The sequence below is a fragment of the Nesterenkonia xinjiangensis genome (assembly GCF_013410745.1).
Taxonomy (GTDB): domain Bacteria; phylum Actinomycetota; class Actinomycetes; order Actinomycetales; family Micrococcaceae; genus Nesterenkonia; species Nesterenkonia xinjiangensis.
This window is the reverse complement of the sequence record NZ_JACCFY010000001.1, coordinates 984,134-1,004,748: the sequence shown is the minus strand read 5'-3', so window position 1 is coordinate 1,004,748 and position 20,615 is coordinate 984,134. Positions and strand designations below refer to the sequence as shown.

Below are 20,615 nucleotides of genomic sequence, written 5' to 3'. Positions count from 1 at the left end.
TGAGATCGCACCCCCAACGTCGGAGGTGCGATCTCACACACCAGGTGCGAAGCCGTGAGGCGATCCGGACTGTGGGGTCGGTGCTCCGCTCACACGTACAGTGAAGATGTGACCCCTGTGATCGCCGCAGCCGCCCCAGAGGTCTTCGGTGCCCGGCACCTCGCCCTGCTGGGGCTGGCGGCCGCGCTCGCCGTCGTCGTCGTGGTGGCCGCCCGCCGGCTGCGCGGCCGAGACGCCGAACGCCCAGTGACGACGACGTGCGGGTGGGTCCTGCTGGTCGCCTCCCTGGCGTGGATGGGCTGGTGGATGCTGCCGGAGAACTGGGACATCGGCCGGTCGCTGCCGCTGCACTTCTCTGACGTGCTGCGGCTGATCGCCGCCGTGGCGCTGATCTGGCGGGCCCGCTGGGCGGTCGCGATCACCTACTACTGGGGCCTGACGCTGAACACTCAGGCGTTGCTGAGTCCGCATCCGAGCCAGCTCCGCCTCTCGCCGGTGGAATTCCCGTTCTACTGGGGGCTGCACATCACCGTGCTGCTGGTTGCCATCGGGCTCATCTGGGGCTTGGGGTACCGTCCGCAGTGGCGAGATTTCCGCCTCGCCTTCGGCGCGGTGCTGCTCTGGGCGGCGCTGGTGATGGGGATCAACGCGCTGATCGGGACCAACTACGGCTTTCTCAACGACCACCCGCCCGGAGCCTCGATCCTGGATCTTCTTGGGCCCTGGCCGATCTTCATCTTCTGGGAGATCGTGCTCGTCGCGGCGGTCTGGGCACTGATGACGTGGCCGTGGACACGTCAGCGCAGGGGCGCCGGCGGAGTCCGGAACCGATAGCGCTCGAGGAAGAAGCCGCGCCAGTACCGGGTGCGTCCCGCGGTGGAGGACGACCGGTAGGGGAATGACGGCGGCTCAGCGCCGGAGGTCTCGCTGTCGGCCCGGCGGAGCACGATGTCGCTGCGTTCCGGGGACGAGGGATCGTAGGGATGGTTCGGGTCATAGATCAGCAGATCCACCTCGCCGGAGCTGCTCTTACGGTACCCGTGGCAGACGGCTTGGTGGTTCCGTCCCAGGTGCCCTGGCCGCACGGATGAGGCGGTCACCAGGCCCAGCGCCACCGGGACGCCGTCGTCGATGGAGGCCACGATCTTCTCCAGCTCACGAGATGTCCGTGTGGTCAGGGCGGCGGTGGGGAGCAGGCTCCACAGCAGAAACCGGAGCCCGTTCAACGCCCCGCACCAGCTGGTCACCATGCTGTGCAGCTGGCGAGAGTGGAGGTGGTCGGCGAGCGGGCGCCCGTCGGGCGGAACTTCCGAGCCGTCGAAGTCATGGGGCGTCGACGGCGGAACGGACCTCCCCGCATGGAAGTGGTCCAGTGCGGAGAAGACCATGCCGCCGCAGCGTCCTCGGCTGGTGACGGTCTTCGTTCGGCCCGTCCACGGCGGCAGGCGCCCGGACCAGATCACGTTGCGGAATCTGTTGGGGAAGCGGAAGGCGTGCCGCGCCGGCGTGAACTCCGTCCTCTCCTCCATGCGGACACCGTACCCGAGGTGCCACCGGGCCTTTCTCCGAGGTCAGTTCCCGAAACCCGGTCGCACCCGTAGGGTGAGGGTATGCGGGAGATCACACATGACGGCGACCTGGACCACCTGCGCGAGTTCTACCGGCACTTCGGGCACGTCGAAGCGGCTCCGGTGTCCGTGCTGTACGAGGACTGGGCCCTCGGCGTCGCCGAGGACACCGAGATCCTCGACCGACTGCTGACCCTGCCGGCGGAGAAGCGGCAGCCGAATCTGCTCTTCGCCGCAGCCCGGCTGCACGGGACCCCGCTGAAACCATGGGAGGATGCCCGCCCGCAGATCATCACGCATTGGGAGGACATCGCCGCCACCATGCGGCAGCGTCGCACCCAGACCAACGAACCGGGACGCAGTGCGGTCCTGAACCTCGCTCTCGCGCGCATCGAGGGCCCGGTGGCGCTCATCGAGGTGGGTGCCTCCGCCGGACTGCTGCTGTACCCGGACTGCTGGGAGATCCGTTACGGCACGGCGCAAGGCCCCATCACCTTGGAACCGACCGGTCCAGTGCGTGCTGAGGTGGACCTGGACTGCGCGCTGGAGGGGGTCGAACCGCCGTCGTCGCTCCCGGAGGTGGCCTGGCGGGCCGGAGTGGACCTCAATCCGCTGGACCTGCGCCGCGACGACGACCGTGAGTGGCTGGAGACCCTGGTGTGGCCAGGGATGGAATACCGCCTGGACCGTATCCACGCGGGAGCTCTGTTGGTCGCCGCACAGCCGCCTTCGCTGGTGCGCGGGGACCTCAACGGGATGCTGCCGCAGCTGCTCTCCCAGGTTCCCCACGGGGCCACACCGGTGGTCTTCCACTCCGCGGTGCTGGCCTACCTGCCGCTGGAGGATCGGGAGTCCTTCGCTCGGCAGGTCCGTGCCTCCGAGGCCCGCTGGATCTCCAACGAAGGTGTGAACGTGCTCCCGGAGATCGCCCAGCGGCTGCCCGGAGGCGACGACGACGCCACCGACTTCGTGCTGGCGCTCGACGGGGAGCCGATCGCCCGCACCGGACCGCACGGTCAGTACGCCCGGGCGCTCTGACTCGCTCTGACACTGTGATGCGACTGCACGCCGCCACGGTGCTCCTGGACACGCTGGGGCTCGATGACCTCGACGGCGTCCACGAGTGGGCGCTCGCCGGCACCCTGCCGATCGGGGTCGATGTCGAGGGCTCTGACCTGGACGTGCTGATCCACGCCGAGGACATCGACGCTGTGCACCAGGCCATGCGGGGGCGGTTCGCCCACCGCGCAGGGTTCGCCACCTGGCGACACAGCCGCGAAGACGCCTGGTGCGCGGCCTTCGAGGAGGAGGGGTTCCTGGTGGAGCTGTTCATCCAGGCGATGCCGGTGGCCCAACAGCGAGCACACCGTCACATGCTCGCCGAAAGGCGGCTGCTGCGGGCCCACGGGACCCCGCTACGGGATCAGGTCCGCGCGCTGAAGTCCCAGGGCATCAAGACCGAGCCGGCCTTCGCCCGGGCATTGGGCATCCCCGGGGACCCCTACACGGCCCTGCTCGACGACGACGTCGTCACCGCGTGGTGCCGCCGCTGAGGCCGTCCTCGCCGGGGTCGTCGTCATCGTCCGTGGATTTCTCCTCCAGACTCTCCAACCGGGCCTCGAGCATGTCGAGCCGCCAGCGGTCCTCGGCGGTGAGGTTCTCCTCGGCGCGGGTCGGGATATGCGGCCCCTCGAGCTGCTTCGCGGACTGCTGCTCCTCCAGCTCGGCGATCCGGCGCTTCAGCCGCTGAAGCTCGTCTCGGTCAGGTGGGGCACCGATCCCACGTTCGGACCAGACGGTGGCCACAGCGATGAGGCCGCCGACGACGATTGCGGCGATCACGATCCACGCGAACCAAGGCATGCCCCTAAGCTAATCCGCCAGGCGCGGCGCTGACCAGGACCTACAGCTTCTGCGCCAGGATGATGATCTCCGGGCTGTCCGGATGCAGCTCCTCGCGGTCCCAGTCGCCCCAGATCTCCGCCACGGCGAAGCCGGCCTCGGCCAGCGTTTCGATGAGTGTGGGCAGGCTCCTGTAGCGCAGAGTCTCGTGGACCACCAGGTGCCGTCCGTCGGGCAGCACCGTGTGGCCTCGGTGGGTGATCAGCGGACCGTCGGCCTCAGCGTCGGCTGAGGTCTCGTCCACGGCGGCGAGCTCCACCCAGGAGGTGAACTCACCGCCGTCGGGGTGTGGCTGGGTCTCTCGGGTGTGCTCGGCATCCCAGGTGTCCAGTTCCAGCCCCTGAGGATTGCGGGTCTCGAAGGCCAGCCACCCGCCGGGCACCAGGTTCCGGTGAGCCTGGCGCAGCACCTCGTCCCATTCGCCGCGGGGCAGGAAGTACTGGGCCACATGGCCCTCCATGACTGCGAAGTCTGCGGCGGCCGTGCGCAGCCGCTCCGCGGTGCCCTGGATCCACGTGACGGTCTCACCGTCTGGTCGAGTCCGGGCGGCCTCGATCATCGCCGCCGCAGGGTCCACCCCGGTGACCTGGAGCCCCCGGCGGGCCAGCTCGACGCCGAGCACCCCGGTGCCGCAGCCGATGTCGCTGATCCGGCGGGCGCCCTTCTCCTCGATGAGCGCGGCATAGAACTCGTGGTCCCACATCCCGGAGTTCTCGACGTCGTAGACCCGCACCATGTCCGGGTTCTCGGTCCAGGGCCCTTCGACCGCGACGGCCTCACCCATCAGAACCGCCGCTCGACGGCACCCAGGTGGTGCGCCAGGAACGCGTAGTCCCAGGAGCGTTCCTTCCAGGACTCATAGCGGCCGGAGGCGCCGCCGTGGCCGCCGTCCATCTCGATCTTCAGCACCACCGGGGCCTCGCCCTGCTGGTGCTCCCGCAACACCTGCACCCATTTGGCCGGCTCCACGTACAGCACCCGGGTGTCATGGAGGCTGGTCACTGCGGCGATCGCCGGGTACCGGGTGTCCCGGACGTTCTCATAGGGGGAGTAGGACTTCATGTACGCGTAGACCTCGGGATCCTCGATGGGGTTGCCCCACTCCTCCCATTCCAGGGCGGAGAGCGGCAGGTCCGGGTCCAGGATGGAGGTCAGGTTGTCCACGAAGGGCACCTGCGCGACGATCGCCGTGTACTTCTCCGGTGCCAGGTTCGCGATGGCGCCCATCAGCAGCCCGCCGGCGGAGCCGCCGAGGGCGGCGATCCGCGCCGGGTCCGCCCAGCCCTCGCTGATCAGCTGGTCGGTGGCGGCGATGAAGTCGGTGAAGGTGTTGGCCTTGGCCAGCTTCTTGCCGTCCTCGTACCACCAGCGGCCCAGTTCCCCGCCTCCGCGCACATGCGCGATCGCGAAGACCACGCCCCGGTCCAGCAGGGAGAGCCGCGGGATCCCGAAGGAGGGGTCCATGCTGATCTCATAGGAGCCGTAGCCGTAGACCAGGGTGGGGTTGGTGCCGTCGGGGGTGACGTCACGATGGTGCATCACCGTGATCGGGACACGGACAGGGCTGCCGTCGGGGGCGGTGCCCTCGCCCGGTGCCCAGGTCTGGGTGGCCCGGTAGGCGGTGAGGTCGACGTCGTTGACCGGTGTCTCGCGGCGCAGGATCGGCGCCGGCGCGGCGCCGTCGTCGGACGTGGCAGCGTGCGGGATGTCGTAGATCCGTGGCGGAGTGAACCACGAGGTGTAGAGCACCCGGAACAGCGGGGCCTCATGTTCGGCGGAGGTCACGGCGCAGGTGAACAGCTCCTCGTCGAAGGCCGGGCCGGGCAACGACGACGTCGGCACCGGATACCCGCCGTCGCGCACCTGCCGCAGAGTGTCCAGAGAGAGCAGCTGCACCGATTCCACAGTGTTCCGCCGGGCGCTGACCAGCACCTGGGCGGCGGTGACGGCTACACCCTCCAGCTTCACGGTGTCCTCGTGAGTGAGCACCTCGGTGCCCAGATCCAGCTCCGCGTCGAGGGCCTGGGCGGCCAGCGCCTCTGCTGTGGTCAGGCTCAGCGCGTTGTTCGGCCCGGAGGCGTTGTGGGTGACGAGCAGCAGGCGCTGGCCGTCGAGCTCGATCGGGTCCACGCTGTGCAGCAGACGACGGGCCGCAGAGATCAGCAGCACCGGCTCGGCGTCGGGGTCGGTGAGGTCCAGCAGTCGGGTCTCGTCGTACTCCGAGTTGCCGGAGACGATGATCAGCTCCCGCTTGTCTGAGGAGAGCCCGAATCCGGTCCACAGCTGTTCGTCGGTGATCTCCAGCAGCAGCCGGTCCGCGGAGGCGTCGGTGCCGAGGGTGTGGACATAGAGCCGCCACGGGCGCCAGGTCTCATCGGCCACCATGTAGTAGGCGCGGGCTCCGGTGGGGTCCAGGACGGCGGCGCCGTGGACGTCCTCGACGGTCTCGGGCAGGTTCTCCCCGGTGGTGAGGTCACGGAAGCGCAGGGTGTGCCGTTCGTCCCCTGTGGTGTCCTCGCAGTAGGCGAGGAGCCGGCCGGACTCGTCGATGCTCATCCCGCCCAGCTGGTAGAAGGCGTGTGCCTTCGCCTCGGCGTTGGTGTCGAAGTAGGTCACCTCACCCGGGAGCGGGACGCCGGGCTCCACCTCCGGCGGTGTCCAGGACTCCAGGGCCTGGGCACCGGCGGTCTCGGTGTCAGGGGCGCTGACCGGCACGCGGCAGTAGATCGAGTGCTGCTCACCCTCGATGGTGCGGGTGAAGTACCAGAACCCGCCGCGGCGAGAGGGTACGGTCAGGTCGGTCTCCACGGTGCGGTGCTTGATCTCAGTGAAGATCGCCTCACGCAGCGGCTTCTGCTCCGCGGAGACGGCGTCGGTGTAGGTGTTCTCCGCGTGCAGGTGGTCCTGGACCTCCGGGGAGTCCTTGTCCCGCAGCCACTCGTAGGGATCGGTGACGGTGTCACCGTGATGGGTGCGGGTGGTGGGGACCTTCTTCGCCTGCGGGGGAGCGGGAATCGTGGTGGTCTCAGACATGGGCACCATTCAACCAGAGGGCGGTGTCACGGCTGTGTCGTCATGCCTGCCCGTTCAGATCCAGCCGGGCCTGGGCGACGATGACGGCCAGCTGGGCGCTGGTGTCCGCCCCGATCTTGGCCCGTGCGCTGGCCAGGGTGCTCTTGACGGTGCTCGGCGAGATGAACAGCTCACCTGCGATGTCCTCATAGGTGTTGCCGGCACCGATCAGCCGGGCCACGGCGATCTCGCGCTCAGCGAGTCCGCTGACGCGTCGACGGGCCGACTCGCAGACCGGCTCCGTCCGCGGGCCGACGTAGCTGGCGATCAGCCGGGAGGTCATCGCCGGTGAGATCATCGGGTCGCCCTCGTGGGCCATGCGGAGGGCGGTGGCGAGGAACTCGGTGGCGTCCTCCTTCAGCAGGAAGCCGGTGGCCCCGGCGTCGAGGGCGCCATGCAGGTGGGTGTCCGTGCCGAAGGCGGTCACCGCCAGGACGGCGGGCGGGGCCAGCTGCTCGCGGATCCGGCGGATGGCCTCGACGCCGTCCATGCCTGCACCCAGGTGGAGGTCCATCACGACGACGTCGGGCCGGTGGGCGCGGACGGCGTCGATCGCCTCAGCGCCGGATGGGGCGGTGCCGACGACGGCGATGTCCTCCTCGCCGCTCAGGATGTTCTGTAGCGAGCCCAGGACCAGGGCGTCGTCGTCGACCATCACCACGGAGAGCATCACGCGCGAAGTCTACCAACTGGGGACTGACACGACGGGGGAGTCCCAGGTCAGCGGCGCGGGCCGGGCCGAGGCTCAGGCCGGATGCTCGGCGGTCTCGGGCAGAGGCCAGGGAAGCCGGACGGTGAGGATGAAGCGACCCTCGTGCTGACGGGTCTCCACAGTGCCGCCGAGCGCTCGGGCCCTCTCCTCCAGGCCGACTAGGCCGGTGCCGGAGCCGGCGGTGAAGCGGGGCTGCTCCGGGACTCGGTTGGTGACCCGGAGATCGATCCCCTGGCCCTCACCGCCGGTCAGGCTCACCTCCGCGGTGCGGTCGCTGCTGTGCCGCAGCACGTTGGTCAGTGCTTCCTGGAGGATGCGACGGACCGCGTGCTGCAGGGCGTCAGGAGCTGCGGAGAAACCGTCGACGAGGACGAAGGGACGTGCCTCGACACCGCCGGCCGCGGCTTCGGCGAACAGGGCCTGCAGGTCGGCCACGCCCTGTGGGGAGGGTGCCGGGGCGTCGTCGCCGGCTCCGCCCTCGCGCAGCGAGGTGAGCAGGGTGCGGAGGTTGGTCAGGGCTCGGTCGGCATAGTGCCGGGTGGTGCGCAGCTCGTCATCGAGGCGTGGGTCGCCGGCGTGCTGCGCGGCCTTCTCCAGCCCGCCCACATGCAGGGAGAGCCCGGAGAGGTCGGAGGCCAAGGTGTCGTGGACCTCGCGAGCCAGAACCTGCCGCTCCTGCTGACGGGTGAGCTCCTCGGTGAGCTGTTCGTTGCTGTGTTCGGCGGCCCGGGCGTGGGCCTCGGCGGCCCGGGCGGAGCGGCGCTGCCGCACGCCCAGGGAGATCCCCAGCACCAGACCTAGGCACAGGACCGTGACGACGGCGACCAGGATCTGCCCCGTGCGCCGGTAGTCCGGATCCGGCCAGCCGGAGAGGGCGTGCAGATGCAGGCCCGCGCAGATCATGATGATGGCGAATCCGGCGGCGGCGACCGCCCAGTGCCAGCGGCGTTCGGCCCGCACGATCCACACGGTCAGCCCCACGGCCAGGACGAAGGGATCCAGACGCAGCAGCAGGGCGACGACGGCGCCGGCGATCATCGGCACCAGCGGAGCGCGCCGGTAGAAGGGCAGCGTGAGCAGGGCCAGCATCCCCAGCCCGGTCATGATGACGCCGAGAGTGCTCGGTTCGTCCGTCGTCGGGTCGATGTACCCCGGGTTCGTCATCAGCGCTGTCACCGTCACCAGAAGCCCGGTGCCCATCATCACCAGCACGACGATGCCGGAGAGGATGAGACGCACGGCCCGGGGCCACGATCGGGGGAACATGCCGTCAGTGTACTGAGGCGCTCTGACATGCGGACACGGCGGATCGGGCACCCCGATGTGCCCGATGGGGCAGTGCGGTCTGCCTGATCAGCGGTGCCGAGGCGGTGCGGATTTCGACAGGCTCGAATCAGCACATCGTGCAGCACTCGCAGACTGATGAAGAAAGCAGGTTTGAGCCATGACTTCCACCTATCCCGGGCCCGTCGCCGTCGAGGCGGCGCCGAGCCGGAACGTCCTCGGGATCATCGCCCTGATCACCGCGATCCTCGGCACGATCTTCGCCTGCGTGCCGGGCGCGCTGATCCTGGGATGGGCGCTGCTGCCCATCGCCTTCGTCCTGGCGCTGGTGTCCCTGTTCCTGAAGGGGAAGAAGCGCGGAGCCGGGATCGCCGGGCTGATCGTCTCGGTGGTGGGCACCGTCATCGGCGTCATCGTGTTCTTCGCCGTGGTGGCCGACGCCTTCGATGACACCTTCACCGACGAGACGATCGTCTCCGCGCCTGAGGAGGGTGAGGGCGACGACGGCGAGGCCGCGTCTGGGGCCGAGGACGAGGCGGCCACTGAGGAGGAGGCCGACGTCGTCGCATCGTCTGATGACGACGAGGCCCCCGCCGATGATGCCGAGCAGGGCACCCGCGCGAACCCTTATCCGCTGGGCTCGGAGATCACCGCCTCCGACTGGGCAGTGACGGTCAACAGCGTGGACCTGGACGCCACTGACGCCATCCTGGCGGAGAACCCGTTCAACGAGGACCCGGAGGAGGGCCACGCCTACATCCTGGTGGACCTCAGCGTCCAGTACATCGGGGACGATCCCGAAGGGGACATTCCGATGGTCAGCGTCGACTACGTATCCGCCGAGGGCAACACGTTCCGCTCCTCCGACATGATGACGGTGGCGCCGGACAGCTTCGACTCCATGGGCACGCTGTACGAAGGCGCCTCCACCACCGGCAACATCGCACTCCACGTGCCGGCTGACGGCGTGGAGGACGGCGTGCTGAAGGTGTCGCCGGGGATGTTCGCTGACGACGTGTTCGTCGCGGTGGACTGATCGGTCGACAAGTTGAGCGGGGTGCTCTCCGTCCGCCCAGAGAGATGCCTGGTGGGTGACCTGATCGCCAGTGATCTGACCACCCACCAGGCATCGAGGGAGTGCGGGGTCACCCGAACCAGGAGATGACCAGCCGCCCGCTCATCGCCAGGAGCACAAGAATGCCGACCGCGCCTGCTGACTTCATCGCCACGCCGTTGACCAGGCTTCCCATCAGAGCCTTCCGACCGGCCAGCAGGACGACTATCAGCCCCACATAGGGTGCCACCAGCACGATCAGAGCCTGTGCCGTCACGATGAGCTGGATCGGGTTGCCTCCAGCGATGATCATGACGGTCGGGCCGAAGGCCAGAGGGATGAGGATGAATGTCTTCACGGGCCGTGACGCGAGCTTGTCGCCCTTGCCGAGCGCATCAGAGAGCACTGTCCCGCTGGCCACCGCGTTCGCTGTCATGGAGGAGAACGCCGCGGCGAAGAAGCCCAACGCGAACAAGGTAGAGGCCAGGGGACCTGCGACGGGTTCCAGTGCAGTACCGAGCTCCTGGAGTGTGTTGGCTTCCAGTCCGCGCTCCGACGTTGCTACGGCGGCCACGATGACGAAGACCGCCATGATCCCCGGTGCAGCGATGCCTGGGACTGTGTCCCTCCAGCGCACCTGGCGGAACTGATCCGCCGTCAACTTGCGTTCGCGGATCGCATAGCTGACGTAGAACGCTGCGTTGATGGAAAAGTTGGTGCCGACCAGTGCGACCACGAGCAGCTCGGCCCCGCCCGGAATCGAAGGGAGTACCAGGCCCATGGCGACCGATCCCCAGGCGGGGTCGGTCATCAGGGCGCTGAGGATGAATCCGAGTGCCATCACCGCGACCATGGCGATCAGCATCCGTTCGATGATCCGGTACACGTTCTTCGCGAAGACGACGAACGCGACCGCGAGGGAGGCGACGATCGTCCACATCATCGGGGGACCGCCGAACAGCCCGGCGAGTCCCAGTCCCGTCCCGACGGCGTTGCCCACGCTGAAGATCAGGGTGATCAGAAAGACCCCGAACCCCGAGAGAGCTCCCCATCCGGTGCCGAAGGTGTCCTTAGCGGTCTGGATTATCGATTTTCCGCTGCGCAGGCCGATCCTGGCGCTCATGTCGGTGAAGACGATGGCAAGGATCGTGGAGAGCACGATCACCCACAGCAGGTTGTATCCGAAGCGGTTGCCGGCCTGCACAGCGGTGGTGAGGGCGCCTGGGCCGAACTGCCAGGCGCCGGCGATGAAGGCCGGGCCCATGATGGCCAGACCGGTGATGAGTCTGCGGACCCAGGAGGGGTGCTCCTGGGCGTCTCGTGTCTCAGCCATGGCAGGCGCCCCCCTTCTCATGTCAGCTCCGCGGCCCTCAGCGCCTCGGCGATCTCGATGCGGGCTTGTTCCGGGAGGTCGAGCAGAGGGCTCCGGACGGTCGCTCGAGGGATGATGCCCCGCTCCACGAGGCCGAGTTTGAGAGCCACGGTGCCCTCCATGTGCGAGCCGCGGTGGTACACGTTCTTCGTCACCGGGAGGAGCCTGTCGTGGATGGCCCGGGCCGCCGGGTAGTCCTTGGCCTTGCCCGCCCGGATGAGCTCGATCAACGGTTCCGGGGCGAGCCCTCCGTAGCCCACCAGGGCGCCGTCGACGTCGAACATGGTGTGTAGCAGATACTCATCGTGGCAGGTGAGGACCTGCAGGTCAGGATTCTCCGCCCGAAGGGCCGGGATCTCGGTGTCCCATCGGCGCATGTTCCGCACACCGTTCTTCGTCGCGACGACTCCGGGCTGAGCGGCGATCTCCAATTGGGTGTCGAGGTTGTAGGTGGCCTTGGTGACGTCGGGGTACTGGAAGAGGATCGACTGCAGGCCGGAGGCTTCGTGGATCGCGCGGTAGCGCTCCTGCGGCGCTCCGTCCTGATACCCGAAGCGCAGCCACCCGTGCGAGGGGTAGACGAGTGCGCCGGTCGCTCCGGCGTCAGCGGCGCGGACCGCCTCCTCGGCGGCGACCTGGGTCCCCTCGCCGGTGATTCCAGCGATGATCGGGATCTGCCCGTCGACGGCTTCGACGAGAGTCCTGATCAGGTCGGTCTGCTCCCGGGTGGTGAGGAACGTTCCCTCACCCGCGTGGCCGAGGCACACCAGCGACTTCACGCCGTCGAAGGACGCGAGCCACCGGGCGTAGTCGGCGTTGGCGGCGTGATCGACGTCGCCGGTCGCGCTGAACACGGTGACGGGTGCGGGGTTGAGGCCCCTGAGGTCCATCGTCTGCATATCTTCCACTACTCCTTAGAATCGATTGCGGGAACGTTCCCACTATGGCGCGGGTCACAATCAGTGTCAAGGGGTGTGATCGCAGAATCTTCGACGTCGTGCCTTTAGAGTGGTCGACAGTGGGAGGTGGAGAGTTCATGGAGCAGGAGAGCGGCAGAGGGCGTCGGGTCACGATCTTGGATGTGGCGCGCGCGGCCGGGGTCAGCAAGTCGACGGTGTCACGCATCCTTGACGACCGGCTTCCCCACTCGCGCTCGCCGAACGCCCAGAAAGTGCGACGCATCGCAGACGAGCTGGGCTACACCCGCGACGTCTTCGCCTCTGGCCTGCGTCAGGGCCGGACGAACACGGTCGGCGTCATCGTTCCCCGGCTTACCGATACGGCGATGGCGGTGTTCTTCGAAGCGATCTCCCATGCCAGTGATCGGCGGGGGAAGCTGGCTGTCGTGGCGACCACAGACCATCAGCCGGACGGAGCGAGGCGTGCCGTGAGGAATCTGGTCAAGCGGCGCGTCGATGGGATCATCTTCGCGGCTGATCGGCGAGACGACCCGGTCGTCAGCTGGCTGGACGAGTCTGAGGTGCCGTATGTGCTGGCCCTGAGGCGTGAGGGTGGTGGCGACGCCGCCGTCGGAGACGACGTGCTGGGAGGGTATCTCGCCACCCGACATCTTCTGGACCTCGGCCACACCACCATCGCTTTGCTGACCGGGCCCGAGTTCGCGTCAAACGCTCGTCTGCGTCAGGACGGGTTCCGCGAGGCCATGGAGGAACAGGGTGCCGCGATCGACCCCGTGTTGGTCGGGGCCACTGACTTCACGGTGGATTCCGCCGCTGACGCAGTCCACAGGATGCTGGATGCTGGTCACGAATTCTCGGCTCTTTTCGCCGCGACCGACAATCTCGCCATCGGTGCCATGTCAGCTCTGGCACGACGGGGGAAGAGGGTGCCTGACGACGTGTCTGTGGTCGGCTACAACGACATCCCGCTCAGCGCCCACCTCCCAGTTCCGCTGACCAGCATGAGAGTTCCCTTCGAGGAGATCGCCTCCAACGCCCTGGAGCTGCTGGAGGCGAAGATCGATCATCGCAGCGTCACTGGGGGAGTGCGGACCTCGACGCCGAGCCTCATCCCTCGCGGATCTACCCGCCGCGTCATCTGACCTGGCGCAGAGACCGCCCGGTCCGCCCTCACTCCCCGGCGCGGACCAGTCCCGACTCATAGGCGGTCACCACGATCTGCGTGCGGTCGCGCAGGCTCAGCTTCGTGAGGATCCGGGACACATGGGTCTTCACGGTCTGCTCGGCCAGGTGCAGCTCGCCAGCGATCTCGCTGTTCGCCCGGCCGCGGGCTACGGCCGTCATGACCTCGCGCTCCCGATCGGTCAGGTCCGCCAGCAGGTGGGTCTTGCGCTTCGACGACGGTCGGGCGGCGTAGTCGGCGATCAGCGTGCGGGTGACCTTGGGGGAGAGCAGCGCCTCGCCGGCGGCGACCACCCGGACCGCGTGGGTCAGCTCCTCAGGAGTCGCGTCCTTGAGCAGGAATCCGCTGGCACCGACGCGCAGCGCGTCGAACACGTACTCGTCAGCGTCGAAGGTGGTCAGCATGAGGATCCGTGGCGGGGTCCCGGGCATCTGCGCGATCAGCCGGGTGGCCTCCAGCCCGTTGACCAGGGGCATGCGGATGTCCATGAGCACCACGTCCGGCCGAGTCTGCCGCACCACGTCGACGATCCCCTGGCCATCCTCCGCGGTGCCCACCACGGTGAGGTCCTCCTGGGCGTCCAGCAGAGCGGCGAATCCGGCGCGGATCATGGACTGGTCATCCACGATGAGCACGCGGACGGCGGCGGAGGTCTCGGAGGGCATGGTCACCACGCTACCGCCCCGGTACCGCAAGGACATCGCTCTATGGTGGGATGTGACCATCAGAACCTCTGACTCAGGATCGATGCCATGATCCGTCGACTGCTGCGCGACTGTGCCTATGTGCTCCCCGGGCTGCCCATCGCGGTCTTCGGGTTCAGCCTGCTGATCTCGCTGACCGCGGCCTCCATCGTCACCGCTCCGCTGTGGTTCGGGGCGCTGCTGCTGCCGCTGACGCTGATCGTCGCCTCCGGCTTCGCGGAGCTCTCCCGCCGCAGGCTGTGGCTGTGGGGTGCCATCCCCGAACCGGTGGTCTACCGGCCGCGCGGACCTGGCATGGCGGGGATGCTCAAGCTGCTGAGTGACCCTCGGCGCTGGCTCGACCTCGTCTTCGAGTCCGTCATCGCGCTGCCGGTGCGCTTGGTGACCTTCGTCATCGCCGTGCTGTGGATCGCCATGGGTCCGGCCGGGATCACCTACTTCTTCTGGTCCCGCTTCCTCCCGGGGGAGCGCGGACTCATCCAGCTCCTGGAACTGATCGCGCCGGCAGTTCTGCCTGCGGGCGACGTCAGCCGCTACCTCCTGGATTCGGCGGTCTTCCTCATCATCGGGGTCATCTTCCTGGTCACCCTGCCGGCTCTCATGCACGGCCTGGCGTGGCTGGACGCCGTGCTTGCCACGAGCCTGCTGGGCGCCGGCGGTCGTGGGCGGCTTCCCGACGGCGGTTCGCCGACTCAGGAGGCACCGGCGATCGAGCCCTCGGCGCTCTCCACCGGCGCCTCCTTCAGTGCCCAGGCCTGGTCCTGGATGGGGGCGGTGTTCGCCGCCGTCGTGCTGTGCGCGGTGGGGTGGCCGGTGACGGCTGCGGTCTATCAGGTCAACGTGGCCGGGGCGATGGTGCTCACGATCGCCCACTGCGGGGCGCTGGTGCTGACGCTGCGTCATCAGTGGAGCGGGGTCGGGCTGTCGCTGGTCGCCGCGGCGGCCCTGATGGGAGCCACGGCGGAGTCCGGCGTCGGAGTGTGGCCGTGGCCGGTGACGGTGCTGCTCACCCAGTGTGGGGTGCTGCTGGTGGCCGCCCTGCGGCGTCGGTGGTACTGCGCGGCCAGCGGATGGGCGGCCAGCGCGCTGCTGACCGCCGCCGCCGTGCTGGCCGCCGCTCCAGAGGTCCCCAGCGGCGCGCTGAGCACGGCGATCGTCTTCGCCTCAGTGAGCGCCGGAGTGGTGCTTCTGGGAAGTCTGACCAGGCAGTGGATCCTCAACGCCGGGCGGCTGCAGGCCTCTGAGGAGGACAGCGCCCAGCAGACGCAGCGCCGCCGGGAGTTGGAGGAGCGCAATCGGATCGCCCGCGAGCTGCACGACGTGGTCGCTCACAGCATGTCGGTGATCAGCGTGCAGGCGGCCACGGCGAAGTACCGCACTCCGGGCATCGGGGAGTCGGCCCAGCGGGAGTTCGACGAGATCGCCCGGTCGTCGCGGCAGGCTCTGGGGGAGATGCGGATGCTGCTGGGCATTCTGCGGGGCGAGGACGAGGCGCCCACTGGGCCCACACCAGGCCTGGAGGACATCGGTCAGCTGGTCGAATCCACCCGAGCCTCCGGGGCGACGATCCGTGCCCATGGACTCGGGGCACTGCCGGAGATCCCCTCCGCGGTGGGCCTGGCGGCCTACCGCCTGGTGCAGGAAGCGCTGAGCAACGCGCTGCGGCATGCGCCGGGGTCGACAGTGGAGGTCACCGCTCGAGTCGCCGACGGTCGGTTGCGGCTGAGTGTGGTCAACTCCGTCCCACCCACAGGTGACCTCGTCCCGGCCCCCGGTGCGGGCCTGGGCCTCGCGGGTATCCGGGAACGGGTGAGCGCAGTCGGGGGTGAGGTGGAGACGGGCCCGACGCCGGAGGGTGGGTTCTGTGTGGAGGCGCGCTTGCCGCTGGCGTGAGGTGCGCTCAGCCGTAGGCGTCGAGGAGCTCAGCGCCGATCCTGGCCAGTTCAGCGCGGACAGCGGCGGGCTCCAGCACCTCCAGGTGCTGCCCCCAGCTGGCCAGCTGCTCGGCGAGCCCACGGACGGTGTGGGCGGCCACCTGCACCAACATCCGGCCTTCTGGTCGGTCCTCCACGTGCTGCGCGTGACGTCCGAAATGGTGGCGGAGCACCGGCCAGTCCGTTTCGCGGACGGACACAGAGGCGACGATGCGGGAGCGTTCCTGCTCGGACCGCTCGACGACGGCCCGCCACGCCTCGTCGAGATCCATCGGGGCTGGTCGGGCCGGCTCGCCGGTGGCACTCAGGGTGGAGATCCTGTCCACACGGAACGTCCTGACGGTGTCCTGCCCGGTTCCTGTAGTCGAGGCTGACCTTTCTGCCCCGGATGATCGCCTGTTGGAGAGCATCCACCTCTGCGGGATGGTCCTGTGCCTGCTCTCCCCACCGGGCGGTGTCTGTCCGCACCGCACTCATCGCGGCTGCGACCTCAAGGTGGAAGGACTCAGGAATCGCGCGCTGGAGCTTGCGCAGCATGGTCTGCTGGCCGGCCGTCGTCGCGGTGGAGCCCAGGGCGGCGAAGAGCGCATGAGCCTCCGACGCCGTCAGTCCGGTCAGATCCGTGCGGGCACCCCCGACCAGTCGCCAGCCCCCGCCACGTCCGGCCTCGGAGTAGACGGGCACACCGGCCGTGCTGAGGGCCTCGAGGTCACGGCGGGCCGTGGCTACGGAGACGTCCAGCTCGTCGGCGATCTCCCGTGCGGTCGCCCGCTTCCTGGTCTGGAGGATGAGGAGGACCGCGATGAGGCGGTGGGCGCCCATGGGGAGAGCGTAGCAAGGAAAGTGCTCATACCCTGAGCACTTTCCTGGGAGAGTGGGGCTGACATCACGGACGCCCCAGGTGCCGGCCACAGTCCACACATCAGATGAGGAGAACGCCATGCTGCGAGGAATGACGACCCAGACCCATTACGTCGAGGACGTGCCGGCGGTGGTCGCCTGGTACAGCGACCTGCTCGACCTCGAGCCCTACTTCCTGCGTCCGTCGACCCAGGAGCCGGCCTACGCGGAGTTCCGGATCGGGCCCGATGAGGATGAGCTCGGGTTCATAGATCAGCGCTACGCACCAGAAGGACGAAGGGCCGACGGCGTCGGTGTCGCGACCACGTACTGGCACGTCGAGGACGTCGCCTCGGCCATGGATGACCTGGTGTCGCGGGGAGCTACGGAGGTGGAGCCCCTGGTGCGCCGAGAGGCCGGTTTCGTCACGGCCGTGGTGCGTGACCCGTTCGGCGTCGTCCTGGGCCTCATGCACAGCCCGCACTGGGCGAGTCGGCACTGAGGGAGCCGGAGCAGATCCCGTCTCCGCCCCGCCCCGCGGGTCTCAGCGTCCGCGGTACTGGGTGATCAGCGGGCAGTCCATCGGGTCGGCGTATCCCAGCCCCACCCGGTTCAGGTAGCGAAGGATGATGCCGTAGGACTCGATGATGCCGGCCTCGGTGTAGGGCACGTCCCGTTCCGCGCAGAAGCGCTGAACGATCGGGCGGACCTTGCGCAGATTCATGCTGGGCATGCGCGGGAACAGGTGGTGCTCGATCTGCAGGTTCAGGCCGCCCATCGCCCAGTCCATGAGCACGCCGCCGCGGATGTTGCGGGAGGTCAGCACCTGCCGGCGCAGGAAGTCGACACGCTCGTTCTTCGGGATCAGCGGCATGCCCTTGTGGTTCGGGGCGAAGCTGCCGCCCATATACACGCCGAAGACCACCAGCTGGATGGCGAGGAACGCCAGTCCCAGAGGAAGTCCCAGGGTCAGCAGGACGAGCGCGGGGAAGCCGACCAGGCGCACGGTGATCAGCACGGCCTCCACGGCGCGGTGCTTGACCTTCGGCTCCAGGATGATCGTCCGCACCGCGTTGTAGTGCAGGGCGAAGGCGAAGAGCGTCAGCAGCGGGAAGAACAGCCAGCCCTGGTGACGGGTGATCCAGCCCATGAACCCGGTGCGGTCCTTCTCCTCGCCGGGGACGAAGACGAGGGCGCCGGTGGCGATGTCTCCGTCGCGCCCGATGGTGTTGGGGCTGGCGTGGTGGCGCCCGTGCTTCCGGGACCACCAGGCGTAGCTCAGGCCCACACCCAGGTTGCCGACGATGCGCGAGAACCACTCGTTGCGGTGCCCGGAGGCGAAGACCTGCTGGTGCGCGCTGTCATGGGAGAGGAAGGCCAGCTGGGTGAACAGGATCCCGAAGACTCCGGCCAGTGCGAGCTGCCACAGGCTCTGTCCGAGGGTGAGCATCAGTGCCAGGGAGCCGGCGGTGGCCAGTCCTAGGATCACCAGCCGCAGGATGTACCGGTCGGCCCGGCGGTCCATGAGCCCAGCCTCTTTGACCTCCGCGGCCAGGGCCGCGAAGTCCTTGGTCAAGGTGTTGCGGGGGATGCGCGTGGCGGTGTCCACGCCGCTGCCCCGCTCGGTGCTCGGGGTGTCGATGCTGGTGATACTCATGCGCCCAGCGTAAAGAGCCGGTCCGCGTATCGGCGTCACTCGCTGGAGCCATCTCTGCCCCCTACCGCAGTAGGGGGTGCCGGACCCTCAGGCCTTGACCCGCCGCCTGTCCGGGTGAAGGCTTCCTCCATGCGATTCATCCTCATCCCGGGGCTGTGGCTCGCCGCCGACTCCTGGGGGCCGGTCACCGACCTGCTGCGGCAGGCCGGCCACACCGTGCAGCCGCTCACCCTTCCGGGGCTGGAGGGGTCCGAGGCCGACCGCTCCGGCCTGACCCTCCTCGATCATCTGGACTCGGTGCTCGCCGCCGTCGACGCCCACTCGGAGGGCGCCGTCGTCGTCGGCCATTCGGCGTCCGCCACACTCGCGCATCTGGCTGCCGACGCCCGGCCGGAGGCAGTGACCCGCACGGTGATGATCGGCGGTATGCCGGCCACCGAGGGTCGGCCGTTCCTGGAGGGGTTCGCGGCTGACGGCAGGGACGTCCCCTTCCCCGGCTGGGCGGGCTTCGAGCCCGCTGACGTGCGGGACCTCGACGAGGGTGCCCGCGCCCGCCTGGAGGCGATGATGCGACCCAGCCCGGCCGGGGTGCTGGAGACTCCGGTGGCCTACCGAGACCCCCGTCGGCACGACATCCCGGTGACGGTGATCTGCCCGGAGTTCAGCGCTGCGGACTGCCGGGAGTGGTTGGAGGCCGGCCTCATGCCGGAGCTGGCGGCCGGATCCGACGTCGAGCTGGTGGATCTGGACTCCGGTCATTGGCCGCAGGTCACCTGTCCTGAGGACTTGGCGCGGCTTCTCGCTGCTGCAGGTAGTCGCTGACGTCCTCGCGGTCCCAGCACTCCACGTTCTTCAGGTCCGGCATGTCCTCGGCCACGAAGACCGGGTCCAGGCCCTGCTTGCGCTGGGAGTCGAAGTGCTTCAGCAGTCGGAAGGCCTTGCCCCCGAGCAGGCAGATCACCACCAGGTTGAACAGCGCGATGATCACCATGGTGACCCCGGCGATGGCCCAGGCGAGGTCCACGCTGATGATCGAGCCCACGAACACCACTCCGGTGAGCACCAGGGCGAAGATCTTCCGGACTTTCTCCGAGGATGAGATGAACAGGATGTTCGCCTCGCCGTAGGAGTAGTTCCCCAGGATGGAGGTGAACGCCACCAGGGTGATGATCACCGCCAAGGCGATGGCGCCGAAGGCGCCCAGATTCGCCTCCAGGGCGCCCTGGGTGAGCTCCACGCCGAGGTTGGCCTCCGCGCCCAGGGGATCCTCGAAGGTGAAGAGGATGATGAACGCGGTCACCGAGCAGATGATGATCGTGTCCAGGTAGACGCCGAGGGTCTGGACCAGACCCTGTTTGGCGGGGTGGGAGACGTCGGCGGTGGCCGCGACGTTCGGCACCGAACCCATACCGGCCTCGTTGGAGAACATTCCGCGCTGCACCCCGGCCATGATCACCATGCCGAAGGCGCCACCGGCGGCGGAGCGCATGTCGAAGGCGTCGCCGAGGATCTGGGTGAGCACCCGCGGCAGCTCCTCGATGTTCATGATGATCACCACGAGCCCGAGGATGATGTAGAGCGAGGCCATCAGCGGCACCACGTTCTGAGCGACCCGGGCGACGCTGCGCAGGCCGGCGACGACGATCAGTCCGGTCAGCACGGTCAGCACCACTGCGAGGATCCAGGTCAGCGTGGTGGTGTCCGCCATTCCGGTGGCGCCTGCGGCACCGGTGACGGCGTCGACGACGGTGTTGGCCTGCAGAGAGGTGAAGGACAGGGCGAAGCAGAAGATGAAGATCACGGCGAAGACGATGCCGCCGCTGCGCGAGCCTAGTCCGCGCTGGATGTAGTAGGCGGGCCCACCCTTGAAGGTGTCGAAGCGGCGGGTCTTGTAGAGCTGGGCCAGGGTGGACTCCACGAAGGAGGCCGCGGAGTTGAGGATGGCCATCACCCACATCCAGAAGATCGCTCCGGGGCCGCCCATGGCGATCGCCCCGGCCACGCCGGCGATGTTTCCGGTGCCCACGCGGGCCGAGGCCGTGATCGTGAAGGCCTGGAAGGCGGAGAGCGACTTGGTGCGTCCGGTGTCGTCGCGCCGTGCCTTTTCCACGATGGCGGTGAACATCGCCGGCAGGTGCCGCAGCTGGACCACCCCGGTGCGGATGGTCATGTAGGCGCCGACGCCGATGATGACCCAGATGCCGAGCCAGTTCCAGGCGATCTCTTCGATGTCTCCGATGATCTGGAGCAGTGAATCCATAGTCATGATGGGCTGACCCTATCGCGCGCTGTGAGGCGGGCAACAGGGAGAAATCGTGCCGCCGGGGTGTCTTCGGGGTGTGCTCCGCAGGTCATCATGCCGTGCCGGTGCGGTGATCACCAGAGCTGAAACGTTTTTAGCATCACTGTTGTC

At 68.4% G+C, this 20,615-nt stretch carries 20 protein-coding genes and 1 pseudogene; 8 read left to right on the top strand and 13 right to left on the bottom strand.

The genetic code is table 11. The annotated features are described in order from the left end of the window. Positions 1–108: 108 nt before the first annotated feature. Positions 109–834, top strand: coding sequence for a TMEM164-related integral membrane acyltransferase (locus HNR09_RS04675; protein WP_179540990.1), 726 nt, complete (start codon positions 109–111; stop codon positions 832–834). On the opposite strand, the gene HNR09_RS04670 is transcribed toward HNR09_RS04675, so the two are convergent. Further along, a complete protein-coding gene (locus HNR09_RS04670) occupies positions 798–1,529 on the bottom strand; it encodes a hypothetical protein (protein WP_179540989.1) in 732 nt (243 codons plus the stop codon). The genes HNR09_RS04675 and HNR09_RS04670 overlap by 37 nt on opposite strands. A gap of 81 nt (positions 1,530–1,610) precedes the next feature. Here HNR09_RS04670 and HNR09_RS04665 point away from each other — a divergent pair, with 81 nt between their 5' ends. Together HNR09_RS04665 and HNR09_RS04660 are read left to right on the top strand one after the other, a co-directional pair. Continuing rightward, complete coding sequence (locus HNR09_RS04665) at positions 1,611–2,606, top strand: DUF2332 domain-containing protein (RefSeq protein ID WP_179540988.1); 996 nt, start codon at positions 1,611–1,613, stop codon at positions 2,604–2,606. 17 nt (positions 2,607–2,623) lie between these two features. Then, a complete protein-coding gene (locus tag HNR09_RS04660; protein ID WP_179540987.1) occupies positions 2,624–3,121 on the top strand; it encodes a DUF4269 domain-containing protein in 498 nt (165 codons plus the stop codon). Here HNR09_RS04660 and HNR09_RS04655 read toward each other — a convergent pair. The 5 genes from HNR09_RS04655 to HNR09_RS04635 all read right to left on the bottom strand — a co-directional run bounded on the left by HNR09_RS04655 (position 3,099) and on the right by HNR09_RS04635 (position 8,520). Further along, positions 3,099–3,431, bottom strand: a complete 333-nt coding sequence (locus HNR09_RS04655) for a hypothetical protein (RefSeq protein WP_179540986.1) — start codon at positions 3,429–3,431, stop codon at positions 3,099–3,101. The two genes, HNR09_RS04660 and HNR09_RS04655, sit on opposite strands and share 23 nt — an antisense overlap. A 40-nt stretch (positions 3,432–3,471) precedes the next feature. Then, the gene (locus HNR09_RS04650) at positions 3,472–4,254 is read right to left on the bottom strand and encodes a class I SAM-dependent methyltransferase (RefSeq protein ID WP_179540985.1); all 783 of its coding nucleotides are present in this window, start codon (positions 4,252–4,254) and stop codon (positions 3,472–3,474) included. Then, positions 4,254–6,503 carry a S9 family peptidase gene (locus tag HNR09_RS04645; protein ID WP_179540984.1) on the bottom strand — a complete coding sequence of 750 codons (2,250 nt, stop codon included), beginning with the start codon at positions 6,501–6,503 and terminating at the stop codon, positions 4,254–4,256. Before HNR09_RS04645 ends, HNR09_RS04650 begins: the two co-directional genes overlap by 1 nt. Positions 6,504–6,543: 40 nt before the next feature. Next, on the bottom strand, positions 6,544–7,212 hold the full coding sequence (locus tag HNR09_RS04640) for a response regulator transcription factor (RefSeq protein ID WP_246349129.1): 669 nt from the start codon (positions 7,210–7,212) through the stop codon (positions 6,544–6,546). 75 nt (positions 7,213–7,287) lie between these two features. Then, positions 7,288–8,520, bottom strand: coding sequence for a sensor histidine kinase (locus HNR09_RS04635; protein WP_179540982.1), 1,233 nt, complete (start codon positions 8,518–8,520; stop codon positions 7,288–7,290). Between the two features lie 178 nt (positions 8,521–8,698). Between HNR09_RS04635 and HNR09_RS04630 the strand changes: the two genes are divergently transcribed. Further along, positions 8,699–9,574 (top strand): DUF4352 domain-containing protein, encoded by an 876-nt coding sequence (locus tag HNR09_RS04630; RefSeq protein WP_179540981.1) that lies wholly within the window; start codon positions 8,699–8,701, stop codon positions 9,572–9,574. A gap of 109 nt (positions 9,575–9,683) precedes the next feature. Here the strand turns inward: HNR09_RS04630 and HNR09_RS04625 are convergent, their stop codons facing one another. Further along, positions 9,684–10,925 (bottom strand): Nramp family divalent metal transporter, encoded by a 1,242-nt coding sequence (locus HNR09_RS04625; RefSeq protein ID WP_179540980.1) that lies wholly within the window; start codon positions 10,923–10,925, stop codon positions 9,684–9,686. Between the two features lie 17 nt (positions 10,926–10,942). Continuing rightward, a complete protein-coding gene (locus tag HNR09_RS04620; RefSeq protein WP_179540979.1) occupies positions 10,943–11,863 on the bottom strand; it encodes a dihydrodipicolinate synthase family protein in 921 nt (306 codons plus the stop codon). Between the two features lie 137 nt (positions 11,864–12,000). On the opposite strand from HNR09_RS04620, the gene HNR09_RS04615 reads away from it, so the two are divergent. Further along, positions 12,001–13,026, top strand: a complete 1,026-nt coding sequence (locus HNR09_RS04615; RefSeq protein ID WP_179540978.1) for a LacI family DNA-binding transcriptional regulator — start codon at positions 12,001–12,003, stop codon at positions 13,024–13,026. Positions 13,027–13,054: 28 nt separating this feature from the next. Here HNR09_RS04615 and HNR09_RS04610 read toward each other — a convergent pair whose 3' ends face one another. After that, a complete protein-coding gene (locus HNR09_RS04610; protein ID WP_179540977.1) occupies positions 13,055–13,732 on the bottom strand; it encodes a response regulator in 678 nt (225 codons plus the stop codon). An 87-nt stretch (positions 13,733–13,819) separates the two neighbouring features. On the opposite strand from HNR09_RS04610, the gene HNR09_RS04605 reads away from it, so the two are divergent. Next, positions 13,820–15,664 carry a sensor histidine kinase gene (locus HNR09_RS04605; protein ID WP_179540976.1) on the top strand — a complete coding sequence of 615 codons (1,845 nt, stop codon included), beginning with the start codon at positions 13,820–13,822 and terminating at the stop codon, positions 15,662–15,664. A 7-nt stretch (positions 15,665–15,671) separates the two neighbouring features. Here HNR09_RS04605 and HNR09_RS16075 read toward each other — a convergent pair whose 3' ends face one another. Both HNR09_RS16075 and HNR09_RS16070 read right to left on the bottom strand, forming a co-directional pair. Further along, positions 15,672–16,031 carry a helix-turn-helix transcriptional regulator gene (locus HNR09_RS16075; protein ID WP_343047447.1) on the bottom strand — a complete coding sequence of 120 codons (360 nt, stop codon included), beginning with the start codon at positions 16,029–16,031 and terminating at the stop codon, positions 15,672–15,674. A gap of 382 nt (positions 16,032–16,413) precedes the next feature. Then, positions 16,414–16,527: pseudogene (locus HNR09_RS16070) on the bottom strand (HTH domain-containing protein); the annotation flags it as partial. 130 nt (positions 16,528–16,657) lie between these two features. Between HNR09_RS16070 and HNR09_RS04595 the strand changes: the two are divergent. Then, positions 16,658–17,047, top strand: coding sequence for a VOC family protein (locus HNR09_RS04595; RefSeq protein WP_246348717.1), 390 nt, complete (start codon positions 16,658–16,660; stop codon positions 17,045–17,047). A 42-nt stretch (positions 17,048–17,089) separates the two neighbouring features. Here HNR09_RS04595 and HNR09_RS04590 read toward each other — a convergent pair whose 3' ends face one another. Further along, positions 17,090–18,202, bottom strand: coding sequence for a fatty acid desaturase family protein (locus HNR09_RS04590; RefSeq protein WP_179540974.1), 1,113 nt, complete (start codon positions 18,200–18,202; stop codon positions 17,090–17,092). Positions 18,203–18,331: 129 nt separating this feature from the next. On the opposite strand from HNR09_RS04590, the gene HNR09_RS04585 reads away from it, so the two are divergent. Then, complete coding sequence (locus HNR09_RS04585; protein WP_179540973.1) at positions 18,332–19,024, top strand: alpha/beta fold hydrolase; 693 nt, start codon at positions 18,332–18,334, stop codon at positions 19,022–19,024. On the opposite strand, the gene HNR09_RS04580 is transcribed toward HNR09_RS04585, so the two are convergent. Continuing rightward, positions 18,972–20,468, bottom strand: a complete 1,497-nt coding sequence (locus HNR09_RS04580) for an alanine/glycine:cation symporter family protein (protein ID WP_246348716.1) — start codon at positions 20,466–20,468, stop codon at positions 18,972–18,974. The two genes, HNR09_RS04585 and HNR09_RS04580, sit on opposite strands and share 53 nt — an antisense overlap. Positions 20,469–20,615: the final 147 nt, after the last annotated feature.